The sequence below is a fragment of the Rhodococcus sp. T9N genome (genome assembly GCF_024436645.1).
Taxonomy (GTDB): domain Bacteria; phylum Actinomycetota; class Actinomycetes; order Mycobacteriales; family Mycobacteriaceae; genus Rhodococcus_F; species Rhodococcus_F qingshengii.
Window position 1 is genome coordinate 359,847 of record NZ_JAMSKS010000002.1, and the last position, 18,715, is coordinate 378,561.

An 18,715-nucleotide genomic window follows, 5' to 3' on the forward strand; every position below is an offset into this window, starting at 1 on the left:
CACGCTACCGAGAAGTGAGACGCGGATTCACACATAACGACGATATTTCCCACCAAAGAACTACGGCGATCACGCTCGATCGAACTTCCGTCCTAGCCCGGAAACCGTATCGATCCTGTCGGCTCAGTTCGGTTCGACTGTGCCCGAACCGATGACCTGATCGAGGAACGGCCCGAACATCTCCCCCAGGTTCTCGGCGATCTGATCGGGGGTACCGAAAGACAACGTCACGTGACTGATCGCCAGACGCACTATCGTGCTGCCGAACATCTCGGCATGGATGCGGTCGACGTTCGCCCAACTGGTCATGAAGATCTCGGCCAACCTCGCGCTCGCATGTTCGAGCAGCGGAGTCCCGTCAGTGGTGACCAAGCTCAGCAGGTCGTGCTGCGGCCGGGGACCGACAATGCTGACCACCATCGGATCCCGGGCACCGGCGTCGAAGAAGGCACGGAAGGCTGCCGAGACCGCGCCCCGCGGATCCGAATGATGGAGCGTTACTTCGCGTTCCACCTCTTCGAGGAACTCGTCAACGAAACGGATGAGGTATCCGGACGCCAATCCCTGGCGGGACGTGAACTCCTTGTACAACGTCTGCCGGCTCATGCCCGCAGCTTCCGCGATATGCGCCATCGTGATGTCGTTCCACGATTTCTCGGTCAAGAGTTCGCGTGTGGCGTCGAGCGCTGACGCACGGAGGAGTTGACGAGCTGCCTCGTGGTACGGGACACGGGCACGAGCGGTGGACATATCGGGAAGATTTCCATCGCCCGTGCTCGGTGTCAAAACGGTGGACACGCAAGCCACAGAAGTCACGAGTGCACTCAGAGCACCGGTGAGGCGACAAGACCCGCCGCAAGTTCGGTCAGATCCCTGTTTGTATCGGCGAGTACGTCGGCGCTGATGTCCGGGGAGCGTTCGATAAGGGTTCGGACGGCACGAATGTCCTTCGGCCGGCCCACGCTCACAGCACCGACGATATTTCCGTCGCGCATGCAGATCGCAGTGAAGTCATAGGAGTCCAAGTCTCCTCGAACAATCACGGTGTCGTCCGCGCCTGGCCAACCCGCTACTTGAATGTTGCGGCCGAATTGGTTCGACCAACTCCAAGGGACGGATTCGAAGGGTTCTTCCTTCCCGACGATGGTCTTGGCAACTGCAACTGCGTGGTCCTGCGCAGTGTTCCAGTGCTCACCACGGTGCATGCCGCCGAGAAAACCGTTGGGCACGTTGGCCACATCGCCGATCGCGTACACATTATCGACAGACGTCCTGAGGTATCCGTCTACCGAAATCCCGTTGTCCACCGCAATACCCGCAGCAGCAGCCACATCGGTATCGGGCAAGGATCCGATTGCGACGACGGCCAACTCCGCTGTCCACTCGCGTCCGTCACGCGCACGTGCGGTGACGCCGTCGGCACCCGTCGTGAGCGTCTCGAGGTCGACTCCCGTCTGCAAGGCGACGCCCGCCGAGGCGTGCAGCGCGGCGATCTTCTCCGCTATCGACGGTGGAAGCAGCCTGGACAGGGGCACCGGTTGCGCTTCGAGAACCTGCACACTGCAACCCAAGTCGCGTGCCGTTGACGCCACCTCCGATCCGATCAAGCCACCGCCGACCACCAGTAGCGAGGATCCTTCGATCAGCTGGGATTGCAAGCGTCGCATGTCTGCGATATCCCGAAGATAGTGAACGCGCTCGGAATCTTCGTTCTCCAACCGTCGGGACCGTCCACCCGTGGCAAGAATCAGAACGTCGTAGTCGATGCTGTCACCGTCGGCTAAAAGTACTGTGCGGGAATCTGTGTCGATACTCGTGACAGTTGCGCCGATCCGAAGATCGATACCCTGCTCGGTCCAGAAAGTCGACGGCCGCAACCGAGCCCGATCGATCGACGCTTTCCCGGACAGTAGCTCCTTCGACAGCGCCGGGCGGCGGTACGGCTCCTCAGGTTCGCTGCCGATCAGGATGATGCTGCCGCCGAACCCTTCCTTGCGCAGGGCCTGCGCGGCACCGGAACCGGCGATGCCCGTGCCCACGATCACGACGGTGCGTGTGTCGGGCTCGCGGACCGCTGTCATCAGCGGTTCACCTCCACCATTTCGAAATCGACTTTGGCGGCACCACAATCAGGGCAGGACCAGTCTTCGGGAATCTCGTCCCAGCGAGTACCCGGCTCGATACCGTCGTCGGGCCAGCCGATCGCTTCGTCGTACTCGAACCCGCACTGGAGGCAGCGGAACAATTTGTAAGCAGTGGCAGTCTCGGACATCGGTTTTCCTTTCACCGGTGGGTATTTCGATCAGGATTGCGTGACGAGAGTGAAGTCGACCTTCTCGCGGACGCCGCAGTCGGGGCAGCACCAGTCGTCCGGGATACTCGACCACGGCGTGCCGGGCGGAAAGCCTTCTCGCGCAGCACCTGTCGATTCGGTGTACGTGTAGTCGCAGATCGGGCAGATGTAGGCGTTCATGCGTTCACCCCGTAGGCTGCGAGGATCTTGGCCCGCTTCTTCGGCGCGATGTTGACCTGGGTGATGTCACCTCGGTAGTGCTCGAGAACGCGGTGGTCCATCACCTTGCGCCACAGGGGCGGAACTGTGGCGAGCATGATCATGCTGGCGTAGCCGCTCGGGAGCTGAGGGGCCTCTTCCATACTGCGAAGCGCCTGGTAGCGCCGTGTCGGATTCGCATGATGATCGCTGTGCCGCTGCAAGTGATAAAGGAAGACGTTGGTGCAGATGCGATCACTGTTCCAGCTGTGCGCCGGCGTGCATCGCTCGTACCGTCCGCTTGCGGTTTTCTGACGCAGGAGTCCGTAGTGCTCGAGGTAGTTGATCGCTTCGAGCAGCGAAAACCCGATGAACGCCTGGATCACGAGGTACGGCGCGATGCCGATCCCGAATACTGCAAGCGCGACACCGAACAGAACAACCGACATGAGCCAGGCGTTGAGCACGTCGTTCTTGATGCTCCAGTGCGTGGTGCCCAAACGCTCGAAGCGGGTCTTCTCGAGATGCCACGCCGACTTCAATCCCCCGCCGACGCTGCGCGGCCAGAAACCGTAGAGGGTCTCACCGAAGCGCGAGGTCGCCGGATCTTCCGGAGTCGACACTCGCACATGGTGGCCACGGTTGTGCTCGAGGTAGAAGTGACCGTAAGCACTCTGTGCGAGAACGATTTTGGACAACCAGCGCTCGACGCTCTCCTTCTTGTGCCCGAGTTCATGGGCTGTGTTGATGCCGATTCCGGCCGTCACACCGATCGTCACTGCGAGTCCGATATTGGAGAGAACGCTCAAATCCCAACGCGCCCAGATGTAGCAGGACAGGAAGAAGGCCGTGTACTGCAGCGGCAGATAGGCGTAGGTGCACCACCGGTAGAAGCGGTCGTTCTCGAGTTCGTCGATCACCTCGTCGGGCGGATTCTTCCCGTCCTCACCCGCCAGGATGTCGATGACGGGAATGAGAGCAAACGCGATCAGTGGGCCGGTCCACCAGAAGACATTCCATCCGGTGGCGGTAACAAGCCCCACGGCGATGAAAGTTGCCGATGACGGAATCAGCGCCAACAGCCACAAGTAGCGTTTCCGGTCTCTCCAAGTTGCGAGCCGACCATCTGGCTCGGTGTACACCAACGCCGCCATCGAATTCTCCAGTTCTCGTTCGGATCAGTGAGTGCGTCCTGCGCGGTAATCCGCGACACGAACAACATCTATGTATAGAGAGTGGACAAATGATGGCGTTTTGTCAACGATTTTCAAGGTAAAACTTTTACAAACATGTCAATTTGTACATCTAGATGAACCCTCCGTTCGGGCTGATCGCAAATCTTCCGCCACCGCGCCACACTCGCTACAAAAGTGGAATGGGGACGTCAACGTGCGCAATATGCGCCAAACACCGAGGAACAGGCCCGCTCGTCAGCCCTCGAATATTCGAGGACGACTTCGTCGTTGTCTCCCATCGGCCCCCTCCACCACACGGACGTTCGGTTCCTGGATATGTGTTCGTCGAGACCCGTCGACACGTGTCCGGGTTGCCTTCACTATCCGAACCTGAAGCACTCGCCATCGCACACGCGGTCTGGTGCGTCTCACGTGCCCTCGACTCGGAATTGACTCCGGAATTCGTGTTCTCCGCGATCGCTGGGCTAAGCGTCCCCCACTTTCATCAGCACGTTTTCGTCAGGCCTTTCGGCGCTCCGAGTTCAGTGAGTTGGAACGACGTCGATTCATGGGACGACGCGCCACGCGTCGACGAGGTCGAGCTCACGCTTCTGTGCAGGAGAATCGCGCTCGGCTTCGAAGACGAGCAATAGCGCAAAACAGTCGGTGCGCGGACGGACAGTCGGCGCGAGACACAACCTCTCGATGTCCGATTTGCGCGAATTTCCCCAAAACGAAAGTTCGCGTACCCATACTGAAATGACCGACTGTCCCCGACGTGAGTGGGTCCTCATGGATACCGACGTATTGGTAGCGGGCGCCGGCCCGATCGGCTTGACCACCGCGATCGAGCTGCGCAGACGCGGTATCTCATGCCGAATAGTCGACCCGCTCGACGAACCGCGGCAATACGCGAAAGCCGTCGGGATTCAGCCACGCACTCTCGAACTCTTCGAGAACATGGGGGTGCTCCGCCAGGCACTCGACGCCTCGACATTGATGCGCGGTCAGATCATGTACACGAACGGCGTCGAGGTCGGCCGCGTCGACCTCACCCTCCCCGAGGACGTTCCTTACTGGTTTCTCTGTCTGCCTCAGTACTCGACGGAGCGCATCCTCACCGAGCGCCTCACCGAGTTGGGAACAACCGTCGAACGCGGAGTCGGCCTCACTGCATTCGAACAATCCGACGACGCCGTCACCTGCACCCTCAGCGACGGCAGTACCGTGACGGCTCAGTACCTGGTGGGTTCCGACGGCGCGCACAGCGTGGTCCGCAAAGGGCTGGGCCTGAGCTTCGAGGGCGGCGCATTTGCCGAGAGCTACATGCTCGGTGACGTCGAAGTCGACTGGTCGATACCCAGCGGCTACTCCGTCCGCGCCAACCACACCAGCGACGACGGAACCACCGACGATCTACTCGTCTGCATCCCACTTCCCGGACACAAGCGGTACCGCATGTCGATGCTCGTTCCGGACGAGTTGATGCCGGACGAATCGTCGAACAAAGCCGCTGTACAACACGGTTTTTCAACCGGCAAGACACCTGAACTACATCACATCCAGGCCGTGCTCGACAGACTCTCCCCAGAGCCGACAACCGCCTCGATGCTGCGATGGTCCTCGGTATTTCGCATCAGCCACCGCATCGTCGACGCTTACAGCCGCGGACGGGTTTTTGTCGCCGGCGACGCCGCGCATATTCATCCCCCGACTGGTGCTCAGGGTATGAACACCGGGATCCAAGATGCCCACAATCTCGCATGGAAGATAGCGCTCGCAGTCAAAGGTGTTGCAACAGCAGATCTTCTCGAGACCTACGACGCCGAAAGACGACCGGTTGGTGAAGAAGTCGTCGGGATGACCGTCCGAAATGCTCGAGAAGGAATCGGTTCGGGAGAGTCCTCGATCGACACGGCAATGCGGCGCCAGGCTCAATTGTTGATCGACTACTCGGAGAGTCCGCTGAACAGCGGGCGTGATTCTTCGAGTCCGCATGTCCAACCGGGCGAACGCGCACCCGATGCGCGCGGTTTGCGCCGAGACGGTGTTCAGTACCCAATTCGGTTGTTCGACTTGCTGTCAGGAGTCGACCACACGTTACTGCTGACTTCGGACGGATCCGCGGAGAGCATCAACAGCTTGGAGAAGGTCGCCGACGCCGCAATTCGATCAGCGCACGGCTTGCTGGACGTCTACGCGATAGTGCCACCGGGAACCGTGACCGTCGACTCGCTGGTGCCGATCATCGAGGACAACGCCTCGCAACTGTGCGCCGCGTATGGGGTCGAAGGTACGGCGGCGCTGGTCATTCGCCCCGACGGCTACCTCGGATTCCGTGGTCACCCGGAGAACGTTTCCGATTACTTCACGAAATTGTTTGCCGTCAATCAGGAATGAGCGAAGCGAACATCAACCGAATCTCGGGCGAGAGCTTCATCAACTCGACGTATCCACCCAACGGCCCGGCATCGAGGTAGGAGAACTCCATGCCGACGCCCTCTACCCGACCTTGTTGCACCACCGACATTCCGCGACGCTCGGCCTCGAGCAACGTCGCCTCGTAATCGCCTGGAACCCAGGCCAGGTGATGAACTCCGACGCCGTGAGTCTCCAGGAACTCCGTGTACAGGTTGCGTCCGGACACTGATTGGATCAACTCGAGCTGTTGGCTGCCCGCATATCCGATCGACACGTGAACGACATAGTCCGCGGGCTCACCTCGATACGTTGTGGTCTCGGGACCAAAGGCGATGTCTGGCATACGTAGCCATCGCTCCACTCCCCACTGCCGAGTGAACTCCTGTTCGGCGGCCTCGATGTCCTCGACCACCCAGCAGATTTGGAAGATCGGTCCCGAGACCAACGGGGTCATGCCATTTTTCCGTTGTCCACCGAGTAGACGGCCCCGTGTATCGCCGAGGCGTCGTCGGAGGCAACGAAAGCCACCATCTTCGCAACGTCCTCGGCTTCCATCAAGCCACGCGGCGAGGCAACCTTCATGACGAGGTCGAAGTCGACTCCGTCGGGGAAGGTGAATCCGGTGACTTGAGGAGTCATCATGCCGCCGGGGCAGATTGCGTTGACACGCAGAGACTTTCCGGTGAACTCCATCGCCATCGCTCGGGTCAGTCCGATGAGTCCGTGCTTGGCAGCGCAGTATCCAGCCGAGTACGCCTGCCCTTCCAGCCCCGCGATCGAGGAGACGTTCACGATGTTGCCGCCCCGTTCCAGCAAGTGCGGCAGCGCTGCTCGGGAAAGGAAGAACGGTCCGTTCAGATTGACCGCAAGGTCATGTGCCCATTCGGAATCCGCAATATCCGCCGTATGACGAAGCGAGTGCGATCCCGCCACGTTGACGAGGATGTCGATACCACCGAGTTCGTCGACACACGCTTGCACGGCCGCATCACACTGAGCGGAATCCGAGACGTCCGTCGCCGCGAAACGACGCTCTCCATCCGCGCCAACCACCTCGACCATCGACTGTCGCAGCTTTTCCTTGTCGCGGGCGATACCGAAAACCTGTGCGCCCCTGCGGTGGAGAATCTCGGTGACGGCGCGCCCCAACCCTGAGGACGCGCCGGTTACCAAGGCCACTTTTCCGGCCAGTACGTCTGCCATGGGCTAGGAAGCCGCTGCTTCGCGCTGGAGTTCCAGCGCAATGTCGATCAACTGATCTTCCTGTCCGCCGACCAACTTGCGCTTACCTGCGCGCACCAACAGTTCCGCGGACGACACTCCGTACCGCTCGGCCTGACGCTCGGCATGCTTGAGGAAGCTCGAGTACACGCCGGCGTAGCCCATCATCAGTGCTTGACGATCGAGCAGGCATTCCTGCGGCATTGCCGGGCGCACAACATCTTCGGCTGCATCGGCGATGGCGAAGAAGTCGATACCGGTCTTGACGCCGATCTTGTCGCAAACACCGACGAAGGCCTCGACCGGGGCGTTGCCGGCGCCGGCACCGAACCGACGGGTACTACCGTCGATCTGCTTGGCTCCCGCACGAACTGCCGCAATGGAATTGGCGACGCCCAGGCCCAGGTTCTCGTGGCCGTGGAAGCCGACCTGAGCGTCGTTGCCGAGTTCCTGAACCAGCGCCTCGACGCGATCGGATACCTGCTCGAGTACCAGCGCGCCGGCCGAGTCGACCACGTACACACACTGGCAACCCGCGTCGGCCATGATGCGAGCCTGCTTGGCCAGCTTCTCCGGCGGAATCGAGTGAGCCATCATGAGGAATCCGACTGTTTCGAGTCCACGCTCACGCGCGAGGCCGAAGTGCTGGATGGATACGTCGGCCTCGGTGCAGTGAGTTGCGATACGGCAGATGGACGCACCGTTGTCCTGCGCGATGACGATGTCGTCCTTGATGCCCAGTCCGGGCAGCATCAGGAAGGCGATCTTCGCGTTTGTCGCCGTCTCGACGGCAGCTTTGATGAGTTCCTGCTCGGGAGTCTTCGAGAAGCCGTAATTGAAGGAGGATCCGCCGAGACCGTCGCCGTGAGTGACCTCGATGACCGGCACTCCGGCTCCGTCGAGGGCACCGACGATGGCTCGTACTTCGTCGACGGTGAACTGATGACGCTTGTGGTGGGAGCCGTCGCGCAGCGATGTGTCGGTGACGCGGATGTCCCAGCTCGAATCGAAATGAATCATGTCGCTCATGCCTTCACACTCAGAAGCTTCTGGGCGATTTCCTCGCCCACCTTGGTGGCTGCTGCCGTCATGATGTCGAGGTTGCCCGCGTACGGCGGCAGGAAATCGCCTGCGCCTTCGACCTCGACGAACGTGGTGACCGTTGCATAGCCACCGGAAACGACGCTCGGTTTGTCGAACTGCGGTTCGTTGAGCAACCGGTAGCCGGGCACGTACTGCTGGATGTCCTTGACGACGCGGTGAATGGAGTCGGTGATCGCGGCCTGATCGGCGTCTTCGGGGATAGCGCAGAAGATTGTGTCGCGCATGATCATCGGCGGGTCCGCGGGGTTGAGGATGATGATCGCCTTGCCGCGCTGTGCGCCGCCGATGGTCTCGATACCGCGGCTGGTGGTCTTGGTGAACTCATCGATGTTCGCGCGAGTTCCCGGGCCGGCGGACAATGATGCAACGGAGGCGACGATCTCGGCGTACGCCACGTCGACGACACGCGACACCGCGTAGACGATCGGAATGGTTGCCTGCCCACCGCAAGTGATCATGTTGACGTTGGGCGCGTCCAGGTGCTCACGCAGGTTCGCGGGCGGAACCACAGCCGGGCCGACCGCGGCCGGAGTCAGGTCGACGGCACGGATACCGGCGGCCTCGTAGCGTGGTGCTGCCTCGCGGTGCACGTATGCCGACGTCGCCTCGAAGACCAGGTCCGGTTTCTCCGCCTGGTTCAGCAACCAGTCGACGCCCTCGGCGGAGGTCTCGAGTCCCATCTTGCGGGCGCGCGCCAATCCTTCACTCTCGGGATCGATTCCGATCATCCATCGCGGTTCGAGCCACTCGGAACGCTGCAGTTTGTACAACAGATCGGTACTGATGTTTCCCGATCCGACGATCGCCACACTTGCCTTGGTCATGACTACTCCTACGTGAACTGAAGAGAGACGGAACCGAGGCCGCTGAACTCGGCTCGGAAGTTGTCGCCTGGATGAGCGTCGATCGCTCGCGTGCACGAACCCGGCAGAACGATGTCGCCGGCCTTGAGCCGAACTCCGAACGTGTCGACCTTCTGCGCCAACCACGCGACAGCGGTGACCGGGTTACCGAGAACCGCATCGCTGCGCCCCTCCGCAATCCGCTCCCCGTTGCAGGTCAGCACCGCGTCGATGGCCTTGATGTCGATGTCCGACGGGCGAACTCGTTCCTTGCCGAGGATGAACCCGGCGGAGGACGCGTTGTCCGCGATGGTGTCCGAGAGGCCGATCTTCCAGTCCTTGATCCGGCTGTCGATCAACTCGATGGACGGCGCATAGGCGACAGTAGCGTCGATGACGTCTTGTTCGGTGCACCCGGCGCCCGGCAGATCTGCTCCCAGAATGAAGGCGACCTCCACCTCGACGCGCGGGAAGCAGAAGCGCGACGTGTCGACCGGACGGTTCTCGAACTCTTCCATCTCGGCGAGCAGGTGACCGTAATCTGGCTCGTCTACGCCCATCATCTGCTGCATCGCCAGTGACGAGAGTCCGACCTTGTGTCCGACCACCTTTGCGCCACCGGCAACACGACGCCGGATGTTGATGAGCTGGATCTCGTAGGCGTCGACGACGTCGATGTCCGGATACGTGGCGATCAGCGGGCTGATCGGAGCGCGATCCCGTTCCGCCGAATCAAGATGGTCGGCAAGTTCGCCGCGGATCTGCGTCGAGAGCATCGTTCAGGCCTTTCCGACTGTGGAGAATGCGGCTGCGTGCTGACCGGCTCGTCGTCCGGAGAATACGCAGTCGGCGAGCGACAAGCCGCTCACATACGAGTTGGAACAGATACCGACCGCGGTACGGCCGGCGGCGTACAGACCAGGGATACCCTCCCCGGCCTCGTTTTTCACCATGCCGGACGATTCGTCGACCACCAATCCACCGAGCGTGAGCATCGGGCACGGATTCATCATGTTGGGCTTGATCGAGACGTCGTACATCGTGAACGGCGCAGACAGTATCGGCCTGACGAAGTCCGACGGTTTACCCATCGGATCAGGTTGTCCGGCAGCGGCAGCGGAGTTGTGCGCGTCGACGGTGGCTTGAAGGCCGGCGACGTCTATCCCCGCTTTGCGGGCGACCTCGGCAATGGTGTTGCCACGCACTGCAGTACGCATCATTCCGGTGGTCTGTACCCGCTGGAACCACATCGACTGGTCACTTATCTGCGATTTCGCTTCGCGAACGAGTTCGGAATCTGCCAGCAGCCAACCGATTCCGCTGCTCTTCTCCGCCATCGCCTGACCGAGAGCGGCACCGTAACGGGACTCGTCGACGATTCGCGCACCGGATTCACCCACCAAAATGGAACCGAGAAAAGCACTCGGCGGGACGATGAATCGCCAGGCGGACACATTGCCGAGCTTGTCGGTGGCTCCCCCGGCTTCGACACCGAGGTTGATGCCTTTGCCATCGTCCCCGGAGGTGCCGAGCGGGATACCGCCCTTGTAGGCGGGAGCATGGGTACGCATCATCTCGCGATTGGACACGAAGCCGCCGGCGCTGAGGATCACGCCGCCGCGTGCCTGGATACGAATCCGCTTGGCGTGCTTCTTCTCGATCTTCGCGATGAGTGCGTCGAGAATCGTGCGCAACTGCGGTGCGTAGACGCCGGGCTTGGAGGACAAGGACCCGAGCGTCGCGTGACGGCGACGAACTCCGGCGGGTGCGTCACGCAGCGTCAGTGCTTCGACGCCGATCACCCGGCCGTCCTCGATGATCAGCCGGTCCGCTCGCGTCTGGCCGAGCAACTGGACGCCCTTCGCCTCCGCGGACTTCGCGAGCGGGCCGTACAGCATCTTTCCCGACGTGCCACGCCCCTTGGCGCGATGACCACGCGGAGCAGGTTTTGCGATGTCACGGAACCCGCCGGCCGATTCGCTACCCGAGAAGTAGAGGTAGTGCTTGTTGCTCGGGTACGACGTCTTGTACGGACAGAGTGAGGCCTCGAACGGCACGCCGTGACTGCGCAGCCAGTCGATCGACGCCGGGCTCTCGTCGACGAACCGGCGCAGAGTCTGCGGCGTCACCGCGTCACCGACCTCGCGGTTCAGGTAGGCGAGCATGGCTTCGGGACTGTCCTCGACACCGGCTTCCTTTTGAATCACGGTGCCGCCGCCGGCGTAGTAGATTCCTCCGGAAATCGTGCTGGCACCACCACCGAGTGCTCGGTCGATTGCCAAAACCGACGAACCGGCCGCTACAGCTTCGAGCGCCGCACTGGCGCCCGCCACACCGAACCCGACCACAAGGACGTCAACCGAAGTATCCCAGGTCACACCGCACCATCCTCAATCTCACTGCAACGTGTTTCGTTATCAATGACAACGTCCGGAAATACTTCCTGGCAGAAAGCATGGACTGACACCCCCATCATTCTATAACGTGTTCTACATGAGCAAGCAGGAATACGACATCGTCGTCGTCGGCAGTGGTGCCGCAGGTATGACAGCGGCCTTGACCGCAGCCCACCAGGGCTTGAGTGTGGTCATCGTGGAGAAAGCCGCCCACTACGGCGGATCGACCGCCCGTTCCGGTGGTGGGGTCTGGATCCCCAACAACGAGGCACTTCAAGCGGACGGTGTCACCGATACACCGGAGGCCGCACGTTCCTACCTGCACAGCATCATCGGCGACGTTGTCGCTCCCGAACGCATCGACACCTATCTCGAGCGCGGTCCCGAGATGCTCTCGTTCGTGTTGAAGAACAGCCCGCTCGAGCTGCAGTGGGTTCCCGGCTACTCCGACTACTACCCGGAAGCACCCGGCGGACGCCTCGGTGGCCGCAGTGTCGAGCCCACCCCGTTCGACGGCAACAAGTTGGGCGCCGACCGCAAGAACCTCGAGCCCGACTACGTCAAGGCCCCCAAGAACTTCGTCATCACCCAGGCCGACTACAAGTGGCTCAACCTGCTGATGCGCAATCCTCGCGGACCCCTGCGCGCCATGAAGGTCGGCATGCGATTCCTCGCAGCGAAGGCCACCAAGAAGGATCTGCTGGTTCGCGGCCAGGCACTGGTCGCCGGTATTCGACTCGGACTTCAGTCCGCCGGAGTACCCATCCTGCTGAACACCCCGCTGACCTCCCTGTACACCGAAGACGGCGCAGTTCGCGGCGTCAACGTCATCGTCGACGGCGAGGAGCAGGTCATCCGCGCTCGCCACGGAGTCGTGTTGGGATCCGGCGGATTCGAGCACAACAAGGAAATGCGTGAGAAGTACCAGCGCGCACCTATCGGCACCGAATGGACCGTCGGCGCGAAGGCAAACACCGGCGACGGTATCCGCGCAGGCCAAGAAGTGGGCGCTGCAGTCGATTTCATGGACGACGCCTGGTGGGGCCCGTCCATTCCGCTGACCGGCGGACCGTGGTTCGCTCTCTCCGAGCGCACCCTCCCGGGCTGCATGATGGTCAACATGTCGGGCAAGCGCTTCGGCAACGAGGCGGCTCCGTACGTCGAGGCAACCCATGCGATGTATGGCGGTGAGTTCGGTCAGGGCGAGGGCCCCGGCGAGAACATCCCGACGTGGATGATTCTCGATCAGCGCTACCGCAACCGCTACACGTTTGCCGGTATCACTCCCCGCTCCCCCTTCCCCGGCCGCTGGCTCAAGGCCGGCATCGTGGTCAAGGCGGGAACCATCGCCGAATTGGCCGAGAAGACAGGGCTTCCCGTCGCATCGCTGACCGAAACCGTCGACCGGTTCAACGGCTTCGCACGCAACGGCAAGGACGAGGACTTCGGACGCGGTGACAGTGGTTACGACGCGTACTACGGCGATCCCCGACTGAAGAACCCCAGCCTCGCCGAAATCAGCAAGGCTCCGTTCTACGCCATCAAGATGGTTCCGGGTGACCTCGGCACCAAGGGCGGAATCTGCACCGACGTCAACGGCCGAGCACTACGCGAAGACGGAAGCGTCATCGACGGCCTCTACGCGGCTGGCAACGCGAGCGCTCCGGTCATGGGCCACACCTACGCCGGACCAGGCGCGACCATCGGTCCCGCAATGACTTTCGGCTACCTGGCCGTACTCGACATCGTCGAGCGTGCGAAGAAGGCCGAGACAACCGAAGCACCGGCAGCTGAAAAGACGGCGGTCGACCATGCCAATTGATCCGAAGATCGCACTCGGCGCCGAGCTTGCGCCACAAGAGTTCTCGTGGACCCCGTCGGACGTGCAGCACTACCACTTGGCACTGGGGGCAGGTGCTCGTCCGCTTGATCCGAACGAGCTTCGATACCTCGACGACGAAAAGCCTCAGGTACTACCCACCTTTGCCACCGTCGCCGCCAACTTCCACGCCACCGAAGCACCGAAGGTGTCGTTCCCCGGCGTCGAAATCGATCTGGCGAAGGTAGTCCACGGGAGCCAGGAAGTCACTGTCCATCAGCCGATCCCGGCAAGTGGAAGTGGCCGCACTACAACTCGAATCGCCGAGGTCTGGGACAAGGGCAAGGCCGCGGTGATCGTGCAGGAATCCGTCACGGTTGACGCCGAGGGCAACCCGCTGTGGACAGCTCGCTCGTCCATTTTCGCCCGCGGCGAGGGTGGTTTCGGGGGTGAACGTGGTCCGTCGGAGTCGATTACGCTTCCGGATCGCGAAGCAGATGAGACAGTGGTGACGCCTGTGCTTCCACAGCAGGCTTTGCTGTACCGGATGTGTGGTGATCGGAATCCGTTGCACTCGGATCCGCAATTCGCCTCCGCGGCAGGCTTTCCAGCGCCTATCCTGCATGGACTGTGTACTTACGGAATGGTCTGCAAGACCGCAGTGGATACCATGCTCGACGGCGACAGCAGTCGGGTAGCCGGATTTCGGGCCCGCTTTGCCGGGGTCGTATTTCCCGGCGAGAACTTGAGTATCCAGATCTGGAAAGACAATGGGCGACTCCTGATCTCAGCTTCTGTACTGGAGCGCGAAGCTCCTGCCCTGGCTGACGTAGTTCTCACTCTTGTCTGATACCAACCTGTCTGATACCCACCTGTTAGAACTCACCGTAGTTCTCGAACCCGATGGAGTAGCCCGAAGATGACGGCACAAGACGAAAAGTTCCGACTGTCCCGACGAGGTTTCATGGCCGCTGGAGCCGGCGCCGTGGCAGCGACCGCATTCGCCGGCTGGACGCCGGCCTACGCCGTCCCCGCCGGCTCTTCCGGCTCCGCGGGTGGTCCCGTGTCCACCCTCACGCCGCCGCCTGCCTTCCCCGAAGGCATCGCGCTGTACCAGCAGGCATATCAGAACTGGTCCAAGGAGATCATGCTCGACGCGATCTGGACCTGTTCGCCCAAGACGCCCGAAGACGTAGTCCGCCTCGCTAACTGGGGTCATGCCAACGGCTACACCATTCGTCCCCGCGGCGCCATGCACGGCTGGACGCCGCTGACCATCGTCAACGGTGCGCCGGTCGACAAGGTCATCCTCGCCGACACCACGGTCCACCTCACCGGAGTCTCCGTCAACGCCGGTGGCAGCCCAGCCACCGTCACCGCAGGACCCGGCGCGACCCTCGACGCCATCACGACCGCACTGCAGGCACAGGGCCTCGGGTTCGCGAACCTGCCGGCGCCGGGTGTGTTGACCATTGCCGGCTGCCTCGCCGTCGACGCTCACGGCGCAGCTCTCCCCGCCGAAGGCGAAGCACACGTTCCCGGACAGACTTTCGGCTCACTCTCCAACCTCGTCACCTCCCTGACCGCAGTGGTCTGGAACGGCAGCGAGTACGCACTGAAGACGTACGCGCGTAGCGACGCGGCGATCAAGCCGCTGCTGACTCACCTCGGACGCACCTTCCTCACCTCCGTCACCTTGCAGGCCGCCCCCAATTACCGCATGCGCTGCGTCAGCCACACCGACATCGGTTGGCAGGAACTCTTCGGCGCCCGCGGAGCGTCCGGACGCACCTTCGAGAAGTTCGTCCGCGAAAACGGTCGCGCAGAAGCAATCTGGTACCCCTTCACCGAACGCCCGTGGATGAAGGTGTGGTCACTTGCCCCCACCAAGCCGCCGTTCTCGCGTGAGGTGACCGGACCGTACAACTACATCTTCTCCGACAACCTCCCGGAGCCGGTCACCGACATGATCGGCCAGATCAACTCCGGAAACCCGGGCATCGCACCGGCATTCGGGCAGATCATGTACGCCACCACCGTTGCCGGACTCGCCGCGACGTTCTCCAACGACCTGTGGGGATGGTCCAAGGACGTCCAGTTCTACATCCGGGCCACCACCCTTCGTCTGACCGAGGGCGGCGGAGCCGTCATCACCTCGCGCGCCAACATCGGCCAGGTCATCCACGACTTCACCCAGTGGTTCAACGGTCGCATGGAGTACTACCGCTCCATCGGACAGTTCCCCCTCAACGGCCCCGTCGAAATCCGTTGCTGCGGCCTCGATCAACCATCCGAGGTCGAGGTCGACTCGGCAGGCGCCCCCACCATCTCGGCCATGCGCCCGCGCCCCGACCATCCGGAATGGGACACCGCCATCTGGCTCAACGTCCTCGGCGTCCCCGGAACCCCCGGCATGTTCGCGTTCTACCGCGAAATGGAACAGTGGATGCGTAATCACTACAACAACAACGACGCCACCTTCCGCCCCGAGTGGTCCAAGGGCTGGGCGTTCGGCCCCGACAAGCCGTACACCGACACCCCGATCATCACCCAGGGCCTCCCCCAGACCTACCGCGACGGCGTCCCATCGAGCGACAACTGGGACACCGCCAACGCCGCATTCAACGCGTTGGATCCGCACAAGGTCTTCAGCAACACCTTCCTGGACCAGTTGCTGCCTTGAGGTTCAAGTACTGAGCGCACACTCTGACAACTCGACGGTCGTCGCCACTCCCCTTACTTTCGGGAGTGCGGCGGCCGTCGTGCGTTGCAGTGAGCGGGATGAAGGAGTCCCCCGCATCCCGACGAGGCAGCTGCCTCAATCGCGATCAGGATGGATCGCCTCGTGCATACTTTCCACTGCCCTGGCGTGAGTTGAGAGCTCGGACCGAGCCGACCGAATCGTGGCGCTGTCGCTGCGTGCCCCCGGCTCGGACGACGACGAGTCCTCTCCGGGGTTCGGCGCGCCACCAGCTGGATGCTCGGAGGAGCCGGTGCGCTCTTCCCTCTCCGCGCGGGCGCGCAACAACGACTCGGACTTCGGGGTATTTCGCATCGGAGCATTGTCCCAGATCCATCTCCTATGACTCACATTGAGCGCTCTTACCCCCGGCGACCAGGTCGTTCCTGAATATCAACACCTAGAATGTTCGCAACAAAATATCTACAGCGGTCAGGGTAGACATTCTCGCGAGGCTGTTGTATCTTTTTTCTCGTAGCAAGGAACGAGTCAAGAGATGCGGGAGAGATGAACTACCCGCAAGCAGTACCGCAGGGCAGGGACGTGCCGGGGCCGAATTCGTGTGTGAGTGTGTAGTCGGACCCGGCACCCCCCTTCAAAGCGGCTACCGGATGTCTTGTGCGAGTCCGGAAGTTCGAAAGAATGCAGTTATGTAAGTAAGTTCAACCCCATCCGGCCCCCGGCGCTCCTCGCGCCGGGGGCCCCGTCCGTTCAGCGAAAGAAGCGAGCCATTCCGGCAGATACACCACCGGGGGACCCCTCCGGCAGATTCGACGACGAGAACTATCCTGCGTACAGCATGGGACATGCGGCCGAGATCCTCGGTGTCAGGCAAGCTTTCCTTCGTAGCCTCGATGCCGCGAAACTGCTTACCCCACAACGCTCTGAGGGCGGACATCGCCGCTACTCCCGCTACCAGCTGCGCATCGCAGCCCGCGCGCACGAACTCGTAGCCAACGGCACGGCGCTCGACGCTGCTTGCCGCATCATCATCCTCGAAGACCAACTCACCGAAGCCCGTCGCATCAACGCCGAGCTTCAGCAAGCGCAGGACCTGCGAGAGGAACCGGACGCGGCACCCGAATGAGGACTGCACTGGAACAGCAGTTGCGCCTATACGGTCGATCTGACCCCTCCTCCTTCCAACTGCGGTAAATTCGGCCAATTGGGACATTGCTCGGCGTCGGTTGCTCGATTTCCACATCGAAGGGATCGCAGGCATGACTTCCTCCCACCACCGCGCTCGGGTGCGGCTGTCTGCTCTGTCGATCGCCTTGACCGTTGCCATTGCAACCGCTGCGTGCAGTTCCGACGATGACTCCGCAACAAACACGGGCAGCGCCTCTCCCAGCACCTCGAGCAGTCGAGAATCCACCGAGATCACGGACATCGTCCGCCGCCAAGTGGCCGACTTGGGCCTCAGTGCCGCTGTGTTCGGGGTGTGGCGAGGCGACGACGAAGTTGCTCTCGGCGCCGTCGGAGAGTCCCCTGTCGGAGTTCCGGCGACAACCGACATGCAGTTGCGCGTCGGCCAACCGATGGAACCGATGCTCTCGACAGTCCTGCTGCAACTCGACGAAGAGGGAACGCTTCCCCTCGATCAACCGATCGCGAAGTGGGAACCGAACTTTCCGCGCGCAGACACCATCACTCCGCGAATGCTGGCCAACAGCACGTCGGGCATCTCCGACTACGTGACCGATCCACAGTTCCTCAAACTCTTCACGGACAACCCGATGAAGGGCTGGACCTCTCGAGAGATCCTGGATCTTGCCAACTCCCGCCCGCCGTTGTTCGAACCCGGCACCAGTTGGGCGTACGCGCACAGCGACCTGACGCTGCTCGGCGACGTCATGGAGAAAGCGACTGGAAAACCGCTGGGCGAACTACTTCAGCAGCGCGTCTTCGATCCACTCGGGATGGATCACAGCAGCGTTGTACTCACGTCGCAGATGGACGAACCGATCCTGCACGGTTACACCAATGAACGTGGAGTATTCGAAGACTCCACTTTCTGGAATCCGACGGCGTTCCTGCACAGCGGAAACATGAACGCGCCTGTCGCCGACGTCGGAAAGTGGGTGCGCGCGCTGGGAACGGGAGAGTTACTCTCCGACAAGGCTTTCGAGCAGCAGATGGCGCCGACGACTGCGGGCTTGGGAAGTATGACGGTGGACAAGTTCTTTTCCTTCGGGACCGGGCACCTCGACGGCTGGCTGGTGATGAACCCGTCGTACGGCGGTTACAACGGTCTCGCGCTCTACTACCCCGACTCGAAGACGACGATCGTCGTCTACGCCACACTCGGGCCGACAACCAACGCGGACCTCAACAACGCCGTGTCGATGGGGAAGGAGATCGGAACCCTCCTCGAGCCGGATCACCCGCCGCAGGTACCGACGCCGTGACGCCCCACACACGCTGGTAGTAAACAGCGCCGGTCGGCAACTTCCTGTTTACGCACGGATTACCTCCAGGACTTATCGCCCCATCACCATTCTCTTCA

The 18,715-nt window shown here is 61.9% G+C and carries 18 protein-coding genes; 6 read left to right on the top strand and 12 right to left on the bottom strand.

Annotation, left to right across the window (positions count from 1 at the left end; all coding sequences use genetic code 11):
- Positions 1 to 123: 123 nt before the first annotated feature.
- The 5 genes from M1L53_RS05420 to M1L53_RS05440 form a co-directional block, all read right to left on the bottom strand.
- Positions 124 to 750 carry a TetR/AcrR family transcriptional regulator gene (locus M1L53_RS05420; protein WP_007734097.1) on the bottom strand — a complete coding sequence of 209 codons (627 nt, stop codon included), beginning with the start codon at positions 748 to 750 and terminating at the stop codon, positions 124 to 126.
- A 74-nt stretch (positions 751 to 824) separates the two neighbouring features.
- The gene (locus tag M1L53_RS05425; protein WP_054188049.1) at positions 825 to 2,081 is read right to left on the bottom strand and encodes an NAD(P)/FAD-dependent oxidoreductase; all 1,257 of its coding nucleotides are present in this window, start codon (positions 2,079 to 2,081) and stop codon (positions 825 to 827) included.
- Positions 2,081 to 2,272: a rubredoxin gene (locus M1L53_RS05430; protein WP_050655879.1), complete on the bottom strand. Its 192-nt coding sequence runs from the start codon at positions 2,270 to 2,272 to the stop codon at positions 2,081 to 2,083. The genes M1L53_RS05425 and M1L53_RS05430 overlap by 1 nt, the downstream gene beginning before the upstream one ends.
- A 30-nt stretch (positions 2,273 to 2,302) precedes the next feature.
- On the bottom strand, positions 2,303 to 2,473 hold the full coding sequence (locus M1L53_RS05435) for a rubredoxin (RefSeq protein WP_007734092.1): 171 nt from the start codon (positions 2,471 to 2,473) through the stop codon (positions 2,303 to 2,305).
- A complete protein-coding gene (locus M1L53_RS05440; protein WP_003945652.1) occupies positions 2,470 to 3,645 on the bottom strand; it encodes an alkane 1-monooxygenase in 1,176 nt (391 codons plus the stop codon). Before M1L53_RS05440 ends, M1L53_RS05435 begins: the two co-directional genes overlap by 4 nt.
- Positions 3,646 to 4,458: 813 nt before the next feature.
- Here M1L53_RS05440 and M1L53_RS05445 point away from each other — a divergent pair.
- The gene (locus M1L53_RS05445) at positions 4,459 to 6,066 is read left to right on the top strand and encodes an FAD-dependent monooxygenase (protein ID WP_054188048.1); all 1,608 of its coding nucleotides are present in this window, start codon (positions 4,459 to 4,461) and stop codon (positions 6,064 to 6,066) included.
- On the opposite strand, the gene M1L53_RS05450 is transcribed toward M1L53_RS05445, so the two are convergent.
- From M1L53_RS05450 to M1L53_RS05475, 6 genes are read right to left on the bottom strand one after another with little or no spacing between them, the layout of a single operon-like run.
- Positions 6,053 to 6,541, bottom strand: coding sequence for a VOC family protein (locus tag M1L53_RS05450; RefSeq protein WP_054188047.1), 489 nt, complete (start codon positions 6,539 to 6,541; stop codon positions 6,053 to 6,055). The genes M1L53_RS05445 and M1L53_RS05450 overlap by 14 nt on opposite strands.
- Complete coding sequence (locus M1L53_RS05455) at positions 6,538 to 7,290, bottom strand: SDR family NAD(P)-dependent oxidoreductase (protein ID WP_019746895.1); 753 nt, start codon at positions 7,288 to 7,290, stop codon at positions 6,538 to 6,540. Before M1L53_RS05455 ends, M1L53_RS05450 begins: the two co-directional genes overlap by 4 nt.
- Before the next feature lie 3 nt (positions 7,291 to 7,293).
- On the bottom strand, positions 7,294 to 8,337 hold the full coding sequence (gene dmpG, locus M1L53_RS05460) for a 4-hydroxy-2-oxovalerate aldolase (RefSeq protein ID WP_007734084.1): 1,044 nt from the start codon (positions 8,335 to 8,337) through the stop codon (positions 7,294 to 7,296).
- Complete coding sequence (locus M1L53_RS05465; RefSeq protein ID WP_003945771.1) at positions 8,334 to 9,236, bottom strand: acetaldehyde dehydrogenase (acetylating); 903 nt, start codon at positions 9,234 to 9,236, stop codon at positions 8,334 to 8,336. The genes dmpG and M1L53_RS05465 overlap by 4 nt, the downstream gene beginning before the upstream one ends.
- A gap of 8 nt (positions 9,237 to 9,244) precedes the next feature.
- The gene (locus M1L53_RS05470; protein ID WP_042449395.1) at positions 9,245 to 10,030 is read right to left on the bottom strand and encodes a 2-keto-4-pentenoate hydratase; all 786 of its coding nucleotides are present in this window, start codon (positions 10,028 to 10,030) and stop codon (positions 9,245 to 9,247) included.
- A 3-nt stretch (positions 10,031 to 10,033) separates the two neighbouring features.
- Complete coding sequence (locus M1L53_RS05475; RefSeq protein ID WP_042449394.1) at positions 10,034 to 11,632, bottom strand: FAD-binding protein; 1,599 nt, start codon at positions 11,630 to 11,632, stop codon at positions 10,034 to 10,036.
- A gap of 115 nt (positions 11,633 to 11,747) precedes the next feature.
- On the opposite strand from M1L53_RS05475, the gene kstD reads away from it, so the two are divergent.
- The 3 genes from kstD to M1L53_RS05490 all read left to right on the top strand — a co-directional run bounded on the left by kstD (position 11,748) and on the right by M1L53_RS05490 (position 16,152).
- Positions 11,748 to 13,472 carry a 3-oxosteroid 1-dehydrogenase gene (kstD, locus tag M1L53_RS05480; RefSeq protein ID WP_198165760.1) on the top strand — a complete coding sequence of 575 codons (1,725 nt, stop codon included), beginning with the start codon at positions 11,748 to 11,750 and terminating at the stop codon, positions 13,470 to 13,472.
- Positions 13,462 to 14,319: a MaoC/PaaZ C-terminal domain-containing protein gene (locus M1L53_RS05485; protein WP_003945880.1), complete on the top strand. Its 858-nt coding sequence runs from the start codon at positions 13,462 to 13,464 to the stop codon at positions 14,317 to 14,319. Before kstD ends, M1L53_RS05485 begins: the two co-directional genes overlap by 11 nt.
- Positions 14,320 to 14,388: 69 nt before the next feature.
- Positions 14,389 to 16,152 carry a cholesterol oxidase substrate-binding domain-containing protein gene (locus M1L53_RS05490; protein ID WP_042449392.1) on the top strand — a complete coding sequence of 588 codons (1,764 nt, stop codon included), beginning with the start codon at positions 14,389 to 14,391 and terminating at the stop codon, positions 16,150 to 16,152.
- A gap of 135 nt (positions 16,153 to 16,287) precedes the next feature.
- On the opposite strand, the gene M1L53_RS05495 is transcribed toward M1L53_RS05490, so the two are convergent.
- Positions 16,288 to 16,524, bottom strand: coding sequence for a hypothetical protein (locus M1L53_RS05495; RefSeq protein ID WP_007734072.1), 237 nt, complete (start codon positions 16,522 to 16,524; stop codon positions 16,288 to 16,290).
- A 484-nt stretch (positions 16,525 to 17,008) separates the two neighbouring features.
- Between M1L53_RS05495 and M1L53_RS05500 the strand changes: the two genes are divergently transcribed.
- The gene (locus M1L53_RS05500) at positions 17,009 to 17,296 is read left to right on the top strand and encodes a MerR family transcriptional regulator (protein WP_003945791.1); all 288 of its coding nucleotides are present in this window, start codon (positions 17,009 to 17,011) and stop codon (positions 17,294 to 17,296) included.
- A 133-nt stretch (positions 17,297 to 17,429) separates the two neighbouring features.
- Positions 17,430 to 18,617: a serine hydrolase gene (locus M1L53_RS05505; RefSeq protein WP_054188101.1), complete on the top strand. Its 1,188-nt coding sequence runs from the start codon at positions 17,430 to 17,432 to the stop codon at positions 18,615 to 18,617.
- The last annotated feature ends 98 nt before the right edge of the window (positions 18,618 to 18,715 follow it).

Coding starts and splice junctions, on each gene's coding strand:
- M1L53_RS05435 (WP_007734092.1), bottom strand. CDS start 2,473: ATGAACGCCTACATCTGCCCGATCTGCGACTACACGTACACCGAATCG.
- M1L53_RS05485 (WP_003945880.1), top strand. CDS start 13,462: ATGCCAATTGATCCGAAGATCGCACTCGGCGCCGAGCTTGCGCCACAA.
- M1L53_RS05430 (WP_050655879.1), bottom strand. CDS start 2,272: ATGTCCGAGACTGCCACTGCTTACAAATTGTTCCGCTGCCTCCAGTGC.
- M1L53_RS05465 (WP_003945771.1), bottom strand. CDS start 9,236: ATGACCAAGGCAAGTGTGGCGATCGTCGGATCGGGAAACATCAGTACC.
- M1L53_RS05505 (WP_054188101.1), top strand. CDS start 17,430: ATGACTTCCTCCCACCACCGCGCTCGGGTGCGGCTGTCTGCTCTGTCG.
- M1L53_RS05455 (WP_019746895.1), bottom strand. CDS start 7,290: ATGGCAGACGTACTGGCCGGAAAAGTGGCCTTGGTAACCGGCGCGTCC.
- M1L53_RS05490 (WP_042449392.1), top strand. CDS start 14,389: ATGACGGCACAAGACGAAAAGTTCCGACTGTCCCGACGAGGTTTCATG.
- M1L53_RS05425 (WP_054188049.1), bottom strand. CDS start 2,081: ATGACAGCGGTCCGCGAGCCCGACACACGCACCGTCGTGATCGTGGGC.
- M1L53_RS05445 (WP_054188048.1), top strand. CDS start 4,459: ATGGATACCGACGTATTGGTAGCGGGCGCCGGCCCGATCGGCTTGACC.
- M1L53_RS05470 (WP_042449395.1), bottom strand. CDS start 10,030: ATGCTCTCGACGCAGATCCGCGGCGAACTTGCCGACCATCTTGATTCG.
- M1L53_RS05500 (WP_003945791.1), top strand. CDS start 17,009: ATGGGACATGCGGCCGAGATCCTCGGTGTCAGGCAAGCTTTCCTTCGT.
- kstD (WP_198165760.1), top strand. CDS start 11,748: ATGAGCAAGCAGGAATACGACATCGTCGTCGTCGGCAGTGGTGCCGCA.
- M1L53_RS05495 (WP_007734072.1), bottom strand. CDS start 16,524: ATGCGAAATACCCCGAAGTCCGAGTCGTTGTTGCGCGCCCGCGCGGAG.
- dmpG (WP_007734084.1), bottom strand. CDS start 8,337: ATGAGCGACATGATTCATTTCGATTCGAGCTGGGACATCCGCGTCACC.
- M1L53_RS05440 (WP_003945652.1), bottom strand. CDS start 3,645: ATGGCGGCGTTGGTGTACACCGAGCCAGATGGTCGGCTCGCAACTTGG.
- M1L53_RS05420 (WP_007734097.1), bottom strand. CDS start 750: ATGTCCACCGCTCGTGCCCGTGTCCCGTACCACGAGGCAGCTCGTCAA.
- M1L53_RS05450 (WP_054188047.1), bottom strand. CDS start 6,541: ATGACCCCGTTGGTCTCGGGACCGATCTTCCAAATCTGCTGGGTGGTC.